The following is a 12,049-nucleotide window of genomic DNA, read 5'->3' as shown; positions in this document are numbered from 1 at the left end:
TCGTTTTACGGTTTATCCAATACGTTTTTCAGAAACGCCAATACATCCTCTGTGGCTTGCCGTGTGGCATCGGCATTGGGCCCTACATGGGGATCATGCGCGACGCAGGCGTCGGTATAGCGGAACGGCTCCCCCGTTTCCTCATTGATCAGCGCGCCCTGCTCACCCTCGACAATCTGGCATGCCCGTACCGTCTGACTGCCTTGTGCTACACGTACAGGCTGAGAGGCAGGACTGTCGAAACCATGGTGGGCCTCAGGATAGCGAAACACCTTTACATCGGCGCCTGCCTTGGCCAGGCGATCCAGGTAAGGAGTGCACCGGGACAAGGGATCGTAGTCATCTGCCTCGCCATGAAAGACCCGAATGGGTTTGTTTACCACCTTGTCTTCATCCTTGAAGGAAATGGAGCAGTCAGGATAGAAGGCAATATAGGCCGCGAAGCGGGCGTCTCCGGCCATCCATTCCTTCTGGAAGCGAGCAAGACTGGCATAAAGCGACGCCTGGCCGCCTCGAGAGAAGCCCATCAATACGATACGGGAGGCATCGATACGAGGCTGACTGGCCAACAGCGCCAAGGCTCGGTATTCATCCAGAATGAAATTGAGCCGTCCCAGCTGAGCTTGGTCCTTACCGGTACTGATCAGCTCGCGGCCGGTGAATCCATCGAGCACAAACGTGGCGATTCCCTGCTGGTTAAGGGTGCGCTGCCAATAGGTAATGTTATCGCCAATACCACCGGAGCCATGTTGGAGAATGACCGCCGGAAACGGCCCCTCCCCAGCTGGCAGGCTCAATCCGGCAGTTAAGGTGACAGGCCTGCCTGACTGCCCGGTAAGAAATTGGGTATCACTCAGGGTCTGGGAGGCATAGGCATAAAACTCCTGGCGCGCGGGAATATCCGAGTGCTCCCGGGCCTGGGCAACTGCCACCAGACTTCCAAGTACCGCCAGGGTGGCAAGGGCGGAACGTTTCATTCTTGTTGTCTCGCTTATGGCTATGGCTTGTACCTGACCATAACAAAACAACCCGGTAGGTTTATACCCTGCTCTGCCTTACGGTCCGAGCAGCCTGACTGATCAGTCAGTAACCGAGACCATCAATTTTCATGTGACGCAGATCGCTCTGATTCCAACGTGCCTTCAGGCATGTTTCAGGCATCAAAGCTCAATGGCATCGAAAGCCATCTTCCTTGCACAACGGCACACAAAGGTGTTCGGTTTGCCATGCTTTTCTTCTGAGCGGATCAGCCGAAATGTGTATGCTTGCTGCGGAAGTCATCGAGCCCAGAAAAACAAATGAGCCCTTTATGATCGACAGGCCTTCCCAAAAGCCAAAACGTCTAGCTGAAGAACTGGTTGCCCGTTTGTCGCAATACATTCGCGATGGGGTTTTCAAGCGGGGAGAAAAATTGCCTTCGGAACTGGAAATTTCCAGTAGCGAAGGATTCAGTCGCAGCGTGGTGCGAGAAGCGCTGCTGCGACTGCAAGCGGCGGGTCTGGTCGAAACACGCCGCAGTGTCGGCACCTTTATTGTTGATATGCCGCCTCCGCCTACTCTGCAATTGGGACCAGAAACCATTTCCACGCTGCAGGATGTGTTGAGTCTGCTGGAGCTGCGCATGAGCCTGGAAGTCGAGGCGGCTGGGCTGGCAGCACAGAATCGCAGCCCGCAGGAGCTCAAGGAGATCGAGCTGGCCCTGCTTTCCATGAAAGACAGTGGCCCGAAAACAGGCATTGCCATCCATGCGGACTCACAGTTTCATCTGCGCATTGCCAAGGCATCCGGCAACGCCTATATGTTCGACATCATGAAGCATCTGGGTACAAAGCTCATTCCACGTACCAAGATGAATTCGGCCTATGCCGCTCAGAAGGATCGCGTCGCGTATCTTGATCTGGTGTATCGCGAACATGAAAAAATCTACAGCGCCATTGCGCTGCAGAGCCCTGATTCGGCACGGGCGGCCATGTACCTGCATTTAAGCAACAGTCGTGTACGCCTCTATCAGGCTCACGAGGCTCGCCATACACTTTACGAGTAAGGGCCCTCATGCCCAGCCACTGGCTGGGCATGACATGTCAATCAGGTAAACAACGTGTCGGGCAGCGTTGCCAGATACACGGCGGGCTTGCCTTCGAAATCAGAGCTGAATAACACCTTGCGATTATCCGGCGTGAACGATGGATGTGGATGGGTCACCTGTCTGTCGCCATCCAGTACCCGCCAGGAGCTATTGTGCGCAGCCAGGCGCGCAGTTTGCTGGCGTTTCACGTCGAAGACATAAAGCCAGGGGTCGTTCTCGATTGTATACCCCTGAGTGTCCTTTACATCGACAGGCGTACCGGAACCGTCACCTACCAGCATCGTGCCGTCTTCATTGCTCATCAGGTGCGAGCAGGCCGGCATCTCCATCAGCATCTCATTGGTTTCGGTGTCGGGATCAAATCGCCAGATCTGCCGCGCCTGCTGGCCCTTTGGATAGATGACATAGATCATGGCGGAGCCATCCGGCACCCAGAACTCGTGGGTACAACTCTCCCCCGGCTTCTGCTCCCGCACCTTGCGTACATTGGAGCCGTCCTCATCGACCAGCCACATCCGGGCATCCACCATGTCATGAGGACCTTCATGACAGAACGCAACAGTATGATCGTGATAGGGGCGATAAATGGGATGCCCGAGCCAGATCGTGTTTTCGTGAACGACACGAGCCTCTCCTGTGCCCAAATCGACGCGAATCAGCCGGCAACGGGGGTTACTGGTAAAGAATGTCCGGAACACTTCCCAGTCGGTCAGCGGCGTCCAGTCCGAGCGGGCAATCTCGATTCCAACCAGGCTGGTGCAGGCGCTGTTCGCTACCCATGTACCATACCCAACCCAATCATCGGCTACCTGATAGACCGTTGTTTCCTCCAGCGTTGCCAACTCCACACGGCGTAACTGATGCTCGTTTTTCACATAATAGAGATAATGGTCATCCTGAGATAAAAAGCCGCCAAAAGTATTATCACCAGCGCCTTCCGTTAGCTGTACCGCCTGTTTTTTCTGAATATCAAGTAGATAATAATTACGGTTATTATCAAACTCGGCTGCAAATAACAGCTTGGTACCATCATTGGTAAAACATTTCTGATAAAAATAGTTCCGGTGACACACTGTATCGGTGGGTGTAAGGCGTGTTACTTCAGCACCAGTACCTTCATCACTATACGTATGGTAATCCAGTTCAATATGGGAACCCTTTGCCATAACACACCTCTGTTGTTTTCAATGATGTTCTATTGGACTGTTTATGAGTTGCTCAACAATATGGATTCGCCCTCTTCGCTATCGATAACGAAGTCTTAATTATGAGCGTTAAACACTTATTATCTGCTTATGTTCTACTACTGCCTGCCCAATGTCGCAGTGCTAATCCTGATATCAGTACCGTTCCTACAATAGCGGCATGCAACCAGCGCCCCTGGGGAGCCTCAGCCAATAGCAGAAGCGGAAGTAAAAGCAGCCCCATACCTGTTACCAGGGCGCCTAGCCTCCTGGCTTGGGAAGGATCGACGCAGGCAATCTCATCGGGCTGCAGGGGGCGATACATATTGCGAAAGAATAGCGTGAGCTGTTGCCGCCTCTCGGTGTTACGGGTAGGGCTATACCAGACGCGGGTCCCGATAAAAAAACCACCCGTGAAAACCACATGCGCCAGAACCGTCACCCCAAACTTCAGATCGCTCGCCTCACGTTCGGTGAGCGTATACGCACCCAACCACGCAGGAAGCGCCACGGGGTTGAAGCCAATATAAAAGATCAGCGATACCGCTGCGCCGACCAGCACCGTACTCCAACCCGCCCAATCCGGGGTCTGTCGTACGACCACAGCCAACAGAGCAGGAATGGAAAGGGGCAGAAGAAACAGGGAGCTGACCATCATTGCCAGCTCGAAGAACCCTATGCCTTCCTGCTCGGCCATCCACCACGCTGTCAGGGTGGCCAGGGCGCCATTGAGCAGCGTCACCCAGCGGCCCATGGCAAGCAAGTGGGCCTCCCCATGGGCAGGACGCTGATAAACATTACGAATAAAGATCCCCGCATTGCGATTGAGCGCAGTGCTCATGGGAGCAATGGTCGCAGCCACCATCGCGGCTAATGTAAGCCCGACCGTACCGGCTGGCATTGCCTGTTGAACAAAGTAGAGATAGGCCGCGTTTCCTGCCTGCTCGCCCAGTTGAGGGTACTGCCCCACAAGATCTGCACCTTGCGTGGCGGCTACCCACGGCGGAATAAACCATAGGACAGGGCCGACCACAAAAAGAACCCCGGCCAGAAAGGCTGCCCGCCGAGCCTCATGCTCGTTTCGAGTAACCAGAAAGCGATAGCAGGTAATCGCGTTGTTGGTCGACAGCACCTGCTGCATCAGGATCATGGCAATCCAGAACAACAGGATCTGCCACAAATTCATGTCGTGCCCCTGCCAAAAATCCACGGGAAAGCGCTCGACGATATTGCCTGGTCCACCGCCTGTGTATAGCGCAAAGCAACCGGTTACCAGGGTAATTGCCAAGATCAGAACCAGCTGGATGACGTTGGTTGCGTTGACTGTCCAGGCACCGCCACTGGCGGAAATGAAGGTAATGACCGTACCGGTGATGAGCAGGGTCGGTACCATGCCAAAGCCGGTCATCGAGGCGAGGATGTAGGCTAATCCATTAAGCCAGATGGCGGCCGTAAGGGTTGAGAGCGGGAACTGCAGCCAAGTAAAGAGTTGCTCGGTCGGCTTGCCAAAACGCAGGGCAATCACCTGCATCGAGGTTTCAACCCGAAGCTTGCGGTAACGTGCCGCAAAGAACAGACAGGCGATGAAAAATCCCAGAGCATTGCCCCAGAACAGGACCAGAACGGGAAAGCCATCGGTAAAGGCCTTTCCTGCTGCGCCGGTAAACGTCCAAGCGCTGAACTGCGTCATAAAGGCAGTCGCCCCGGCCATCCACCAGGGCATGGAACCACCGCCATTGATGAACTGACTGCTGCTCTGTGCGTAACGACGAAAGCACCAGGCTGCCCATACGATGAACAGCAGATACAGAGCAATAACGGTGATATCCAAAGCATTCATCTAGACAGTCCAGTTGCAAGGATCAGCACTGTTTACATTTCGGCCCACCAAGCGGAATAGTCTTTTTATGGCGGGCGAATGCCTTGTCAGGAGAGTAAGCAGGCACCGGCACTGAGTACCGGTGCCATAGCGGTTACATGGCTGTCTTGGGCGTTGGTGCGAATTCTGGCGTAATCTGCATCTTCCTGCAGAGTGCATTGTTACCCCAGCACTCTTCGTAAGGATGTCCTACCAGATCTTCAATCACCGCACGGGCATCAGGCTTGATGTCCATAGGGTTGCCACCTGCCTTCACACGAGCCACTTCATCCAGGACCACTTTGTGCGTCTGACGGTTCAGACGCATCTGCGTGCTATAGACGATTGCGATCAAGGCAAGACTGACAACACCGATACAGAACACCAGGGCGATGGCCGTCACAGCCGTTTCCGGCTGGGTCTGAGCCTTGGACTGGAACCCGTAGTAGCTCAGGATAGCCCCCATAATGAAGACAATGATGGAGCGGACGATCTTGCCGCAGAACGTCATCGAACCTGCATAGATGCCCTCGCGACGACGGCCGGTATAGATTTCGTCCACATCCGCCAGGAAGGTATAGACCGTCCACGGGATGTAATACACGCCGCCCGTGCCGATACCGAAAATAACGGTGATAGTGAAGATCGCAATGGTGGCGACATGGGTTGGCAGGTCAAAGAAGTGCAACAGGCTGTAGCAGCCAACGGCAAACATCACGACGGACAAGGCAAGAATGTACGGCTTACTGAAGCCCCACTTTACACAAAACGCTATGAAAAGTGCGGTGGAGAACAGCTGCATGATCGAACTCAAGCTGTTGAGTCCTGCAACGATAGTTGGGTCGTACTGCAAAACAAAGATCACGAAGTACGTGAATACCGTAGCAAACAGCCACTCTGCGCCAAATCCAAACAGATACATGCCAAGGTGCTTACGGAAAATCCTCAGCGCAAAGGTCGAGTACGTGTCCTGCACCAGTGACAGCAGCGTACGGCCCAAGGATTGCTTGGCCTTGCGGATCTGGGTTTCTTCGCTACTGCGTTCCCATGTTGAGAAATACAGACAGGCCACTGCACCCATGAGAATCGCGCCGTAGGTTAATCCAGTCAGGAAAAATGGCTCAGCGGAGTTCTTTCCATAGATCAGGATGTATTGGCCGGGGATGAAGGCGGCCAGAAAGTTGGCAATCTTTCCGAAGATAGCCTTATAACCTGTCAGCTTCGAACGAACAGCGAAGTCGTCCGTCATCTCGGTCGCCAGGGTTTCATAGGGGACCATGATGGAGGTATAGATCAGCTCAAAAATTACATATGTGCTGAGGTAATACCAAAAGCCGAATCCCTCCATCCAAAGTAGTGGGTAGAACACCATCAGCGGTACGCCAATCAACAGGAAAAAGCGGCGACGTCCAAAACGCCTGCCCAGCCAGGTATTACCGAAGTTATCGGTGAGATAACCCATCAAAGGATTACTGATTGCATCGATAACGGTTGCAATGGAAAAGATCAGTGACGCTTGGATCATCGATAGACCACAGAACGTCGTATAAAAATACAATAACCAGGCGCCGCTGATAGCAAGTGCTCCGCTACCCAGTAAGTTGCCTCCTCCATACGCCAATTGATGCCTTAGCGTGATTTTCCGCCCTACGTGGTGCCCAGCAGTATCGCTTCTCATATTATTCACCGAATAAAAGAGAACATGACTTCGTTGTTCTGAAATGATGTTCTTGTTGTTTCAGAAGCACGAATGAAGGCAACGTCAATGAGTTACTTGAGATGCAAACCCGTGGGTCTGTATTTCAAATCATCTTCATTGCAACTTCACGATTATTTATTTTGCGTTTTATAGCGATTACTTTTTAAAAGCTGTAATGCACCCCTACACGTAAGCGCATTTGGCGATCACTATCAGTAGAGTTAACTTTTACATCACCTACTTCGAAGAACGGTTGCCAGCGTTTATCCAATTTATATTTAAAAGCCAATGCCTGTTCATAATCATTTTTCTTACCGTTATAACGGGTATAGTCGGCCTTGAAATAAACCAAGTTATATTCGTATGACCATTTCCCGCCCGGGGCATAGCCCAGCCAGCCATCGAAGCGATGAACGTGCTGGTCACGCTTGGCTCTATCAGGCACGGACTCGTCGATCTGGTTGCGATCCAGCTTGCGAGCCTCATAGCGATAGCGTCCGCTGATTGTCCACTGGTTGTTTACCTTGTAACCCAGGCGCGCGCCGGTTCGATAAGTCGTTGCGTTTTCCACTGCAACCAAACTTATAAAGGGTGCAATCGTCCATTGAGGAGTGAGGGAGTATCGATAATCAGCCGTAAATTCGTGACCATCCCCTACGGTGTTATCAAACGCGACGTCCTTACGGCTGCCTCCGGTCTTGTACTTCAGTTCCCCTTCGAAACCGAGTCCATTGTCCAGACGTATACCGATCAGAACGCGATCAGAGTGAAGCTTCGAGTCTTCCAGATACTGGTGCCGATAGTTGATATAACCCGAATCGGCAGCCTGAGCATTGCCTGCCAAAACGGTGATTCCCAGAGAGGTCGCAACAGCTAGCGTCTTTATTGTTATCTTCATGATCTTATTCTTGTTAATAACGTACAGAGAGATTGAATAGGCTTAAGCGGTAACAGCCCGGCATTCAGGGGTGTACGGCTCCCGATCTATTCGGCGGCACGATTGGTTCAGATGGTTAACACGCGAACGGCAAGCCAGGCCTGCCAGCGGCGCTTAGGCAGGACTTTTGGCCCAGCCGCGCCGACCATTACATCGGCCGGTCATCGCCAGAGGTAATGGCAGAGCAACAAGAGAACAGGAGCGGAAAGCCTGTAGCCGGTTGATACGGCAGGGTATCGAGGCGATGCACGAGGAGGACTGAGCATGAATGTGCGCTGTACCAGCCAGCCCCAGGTTATACAGTTCCGGTACTCGCCTGGAGATACGGGCCAGGCACTCGAAGAAGACATGCGAGAGGCGAAAGGTGTTCAGGTTCATAGCTCAGTCCTTTTTTATAATTGTTCAAGACCTGCCTGGGCATGATTAGCCCAGGCACAACCGTGGATCAGTGCTGGCTCACGATATGGGCTTCGATATAGGCAAAGTTGATGTCCTCACCCAGGCCAGGACGGTCAGGCAGGTGGACGTAACCGTCCTTGTCCATGGGGTCGACGATACTGTTGAGATAGGCAGGTACGTCGTCATACTCCAAGAACGGATGCAATAGCCCGCGCTCGTACCAGGAGCAGTTCTTGATTCCACCCACGACAGCCAGATTGGGTGCACCATTACCATGAACTTCACAATCCAATCCGAACGCCTCAGCCAGGTGAGCGACTTTGACGCATGGGCCAATACCGCCTACGCCAGCTACCCCGGCGCGTAGAATGTCACAGGACTTTCCACTCACCCATCCCGCGCGGCTGTGATACTTGCCGCCCAGGCTTTCAGGCCCCAATACAGGAATGGTGAGGTTTTCAGCCAGCCAGGCATACGACTCTGCGGACTCCTCCATCATAGGCTCTTCAAACCAGGCAAAATCCAGCTTTTCAATTTCACGTCCGATGTAGAGGGCATCAGTACGGTTGTACCAGTGGTAGCCATCAAGCATCAGGGCAATATCCGGGCCTACTGCTTCACGTACAGCGGCACAAGCTTTTACGTCCATCTTGGCATCGGGTGCGAAGGAGATGGGCGGCATCCAGGTATGCAGCTTGATACCCTTGTAACCACGGGCTACGAGCTTTTCGGCAAAACGCGCATATTCGTCAGGTGTTGACAGGCCATCCGGCAAATCATCGCCACACATGGTAGAACCATAGGCCAAGACCTTGTCTCGGTAGCCACCCAACAGCTTGTAGACTGGGACCTGGAACTTGCGGCCAGCCCAATCCCAGAGCGCTTGCTCCACCAGGGCCAGGCTGCGGTCGGTAAGTTGACCTGCACTTCCCCGCTGCCAATGCGCCAGATCCTGCCAGAGTCGTTCACGATCAAGCGCGTTCTGTCCAACCAGTACCTTGCGTACAAAATTGTCAATGATGTATGGGCGAAGCAGTTCCGGAGCGCCAAAGGCATAACCTTCGCAACCGTCCTCCGTGGTGATCTTCAACAATGCCATACGGGCCTGGACTTCATCTCCCGGATGGGAATGCCCTGCGCTATCGACAGCACGGCGAGTGGGATAGGAAAACACATCGACACTGACACGGGAGATATTCATAAGAGGAAGGCTGTCCATGACTATTGTTCTTTTTGGAGCAATTTCCGGTATGTCGTCATACCACGTGACACAGTATTTTTCTTGAGCGCTATTTTGTCAAGGAGGCTACAGCTTCCAGCTTGAGACTTTAATAGAATTGAAAAATGACGCCAAATAGGCTCTAAAAGGCTAATCCTGGCGGATATGTAACCTCAGTAAGCTTATAAGCAGATCAAGTAATTTATTTTTTCAAATCTGAAAAGGTGATGACTGACCGGTCAGCGTCTCCTGCAGAAGACAACATGGTCGTCTTACCACGCGAGGATAGGAAGCCTAGGTGTTGATTGCAGGCTGGTACAGGAGGGAGGACAGAACGAGCAGAGCAATACCGGACGACCTGCACGTGTCGATGATAATGTCCTGCCGACTTCCTGCCAGACATTAAACTTTAGTCTTATTGACCGGAACTTTAAGGTGTGACTTTCCGTCGCGGCTTTTTCGCGATATTCTACTGGACACGTTTCACTGAGCGCCCAGATAAACCTCTCATGATGTATCCGCTACACCCAACGCAATGTAGTGACATTTTCGAGTGGATGTCCTGCCACCTCTTGATCCGGACCTTGAATTTTTTTGGCTGTACGCGTGTTTCATGTCGAATCGACCCGACCTTTCATTCGACTTGATGCGTTACAGATTCAAAAAGAAGTGTGCCTTGCCTACTCAAGCAAATGTGTAGATGGCCGATAAGACAGCGCTATCTGATTTCATTTGCTTGTATGCCTAACTAGAGAAAATCTGCATGAAAAAGCGTGTTCTCGCTGCTCTGTGCTCCAGCATGTTCGCGATGTCCGGATACAGCTGGGCCGACGATAATGCTCCTGTCGATGTTGTGCTGATCGGCGGCGGTATCATGAGCGCTACCCTGGCTACCTACCTGGAAGAGCTTGAGCCCACCTGGACGATCAACATGTACGAGCGTCTGGACAAGGTAGCCGAAGAAAGCTCCAACGGCTGGAACAATGCCGGAACGGGCCATTCTGCCTTCGCGGAAATGAACTATACGCCCGAACTCAAGGACGGCACCATCGATGTCACCAAGCCTCCGAAGATTACTGAAGGCTTTGAGATTTCCCGTCAGTTCTGGTCTTTCCAGGTCAAGAACGGTGTATTGAAGAACCCCAGATCGTTCATCAATACCACGCCGCACATGAGCTTTGTCTGGGGTGACGACAACGTCAACTACCTGCACAAGCGTTATGAAGCCATGCAGAAAAACGCGCTGTATGCGGGCATGCAGTACTCGGAAGACCACAGCCAGATCAAGCAGTGGGCACCGCTGATCATGGAAGGTCGTGACCCTGCGCAGAAAGTGGCAGCGACCTGGATGCCGGCAGGGACTGACGTAAACTTTGGTGAAATCACTCGCCAGCTGGTAGGTTCGCTGGGAAATCATTCGCAGTTCAAGCTTTCAGTGAACAGCGAAGTACGCGATATCAAGCGCAACCCCGATAACACCTGGAAAGTAACCGTTGCAGACCTGGCCAATGGCGGCAAGGAAACCTCGGTAAACACCCGCTTCGTCTTCATTGGTGCAGGCGGCGCTTCTCTGATGCTGCTGCAGAAAACAGGTATTCCTGAAGCCAATGGCTATGCCGGTTTCCCAGTTGGCGGCCAGTTCCTGGTAACTGAAAATCAGGAAATCGCCAAACGTCACGAGGTAAAAGCCTACGGCCTGGCATCTGTGGGCTCGCCGCCCATGTCGGTGCCGCACATTGATAGCCGTACGCTGGATGGCAAGCGCGTCATTCTGTTCGGACCGTTCGCAACCTTCTCGACCAAGTTTCTGAAGAACGGCTCGCTGATGGACCTCATGCATTCCATGACCAGCAACAACACCTGGCCCATGATGCAGGTGGGAATGGACAACTTCGATCTGGTCAAATACCTGGTTGGTCAGTTGATGCAGTCTGATGAAGACCGCTTCGCTGCGCTGAAGGACTACTACCCGAACGCTCGCAAGGAAGACTGGAAGCTCTGGACCGCCGGCCAGCGCGTACAGATCATCAAGAAAGATGCGAACGGCAATGGCATATTGCAGTTTGGTACCGAAGTGGTTTCCGCACAGGACGGTTCCGTTGCTGCGCTGCTAGGTGCCTCGCCAGGTGCTTCGACTGCTGCGCCCATCATGCTTCATCTGATGGAAAAAGTATTCAAGGACAAGGTTGCGACGCCAGAATGGCAGAGCAAGCTTAAGGAAATCATTCCATCCTACGGTCAGTCGCTGGATAACAATGCTCCGCTGATCAAGGAAGTCCGCAGCTACACAGCTGGTGTACTCCAGCTTAAAGATGCTACCGCTACCCAGCAGGCAGCGTCTGAAAACAAGGCTAAAGAAAATCAGCCGACTGAGGCAAAAACGGCTGCGCTTTAAACAGCTCGTTTACCTTGGTTAAGACGGCACCTTCGGGTGCCGTTTTTTATGTCCGTCTGCAAGCGTCTTCATGGCGCATTCCGCCTAGCGTTAGGGCCATCAACCATAGCCCAGACTGAATAGTACAATCCGCGCAAAAAGAATGAGTCCCAGCCAGGAAGCAATGAACTCGATATCGTCTTCGCTCATCTTGAAAACCTTACTTGAAGTCTTTAACGAGATGCAGATACAAGCTTGGTAAGACGAAAGATGAATGAGTTCGCCTGCGAACG

9 protein-coding genes are annotated in these 12,049 nt (G+C 52.8%); 2 read left to right on the top strand and 7 right to left on the bottom strand.

Annotated elements, in window-relative coordinates:
• Positions 1-5: 5 nt before the first annotated feature.
• Positions 6-977 carry a dienelactone hydrolase family protein gene (locus HMPREF1487_RS21860; protein ID WP_010798931.1) on the bottom strand — a complete coding sequence of 324 codons (972 nt, stop codon included), beginning with the start codon at positions 975-977 and terminating at the stop codon, positions 6-8.
• 332 nt (positions 978-1,309) lie between these two features.
• Here HMPREF1487_RS21860 and HMPREF1487_RS21855 point away from each other — a divergent pair, with 332 nt between their 5' ends.
• Positions 1,310-2,044, top strand: a complete 735-nt coding sequence (locus tag HMPREF1487_RS21855; RefSeq protein ID WP_019364554.1) for a FadR/GntR family transcriptional regulator — start codon at positions 1,310-1,312, stop codon at positions 2,042-2,044.
• A 41-nt stretch (positions 2,045-2,085) separates the two neighbouring features.
• On the opposite strand, the gene HMPREF1487_RS21850 is transcribed toward HMPREF1487_RS21855, so the two are convergent.
• From HMPREF1487_RS21850 to HMPREF1487_RS21825, 6 genes are all read right to left on the bottom strand, one after another.
• The gene (locus tag HMPREF1487_RS21850; RefSeq protein WP_010798929.1) at positions 2,086-3,252 is read right to left on the bottom strand and encodes an oligogalacturonate lyase family protein; all 1,167 of its coding nucleotides are present in this window, start codon (positions 3,250-3,252) and stop codon (positions 2,086-2,088) included.
• Positions 3,253-3,379: 127 nt separating this feature from the next.
• Positions 3,380-5,110, bottom strand: a complete 1,731-nt coding sequence (locus HMPREF1487_RS21845; protein ID WP_010798928.1) for a sodium:solute symporter family transporter — start codon at positions 5,108-5,110, stop codon at positions 3,380-3,382.
• A gap of 133 nt (positions 5,111-5,243) precedes the next feature.
• Positions 5,244-6,806 carry an MFS transporter gene (locus HMPREF1487_RS21840; protein ID WP_010798927.1) on the bottom strand — a complete coding sequence of 521 codons (1,563 nt, stop codon included), beginning with the start codon at positions 6,804-6,806 and terminating at the stop codon, positions 5,244-5,246.
• Positions 6,807-6,990: 184 nt separating this feature from the next.
• Positions 6,991-7,725 carry an oligogalacturonate-specific porin KdgM family protein gene (locus tag HMPREF1487_RS21835; RefSeq protein WP_010798926.1) on the bottom strand — a complete coding sequence of 245 codons (735 nt, stop codon included), beginning with the start codon at positions 7,723-7,725 and terminating at the stop codon, positions 6,991-6,993.
• Positions 7,726-7,878: 153 nt separating this feature from the next.
• Entirely contained in the window at positions 7,879-8,142 is a 264-nt protein-coding gene (locus HMPREF1487_RS21830) for a hypothetical protein (RefSeq protein ID WP_010798925.1), read from the bottom strand.
• 67 nt (positions 8,143-8,209) lie between these two features.
• Positions 8,210-9,364 carry a mandelate racemase family protein gene (locus HMPREF1487_RS21825; RefSeq protein ID WP_037031186.1) on the bottom strand — a complete coding sequence of 385 codons (1,155 nt, stop codon included), beginning with the start codon at positions 9,362-9,364 and terminating at the stop codon, positions 8,210-8,212.
• Between the two features lie 781 nt (positions 9,365-10,145).
• Here HMPREF1487_RS21825 and mqo point away from each other — a divergent pair.
• Positions 10,146-11,777 carry a malate dehydrogenase (quinone) gene (gene mqo, locus HMPREF1487_RS21820; RefSeq protein WP_010798923.1) on the top strand — a complete coding sequence of 544 codons (1,632 nt, stop codon included), beginning with the start codon at positions 10,146-10,148 and terminating at the stop codon, positions 11,775-11,777.
• The last annotated feature ends 272 nt before the right edge of the window (positions 11,778-12,049 follow it).

Origin of the sequence: Pseudomonas sp. HPB0071 (genome assembly GCF_000478505.2) — a bacterium.
Lineage (GTDB): Bacteria > Pseudomonadota > Gammaproteobacteria > Pseudomonadales > Pseudomonadaceae > Chryseomonas > Chryseomonas luteola.
Note: the sequence above shows the minus strand (reverse complement) of the source record. Positions and strands in the feature narration are given on the sequence as shown.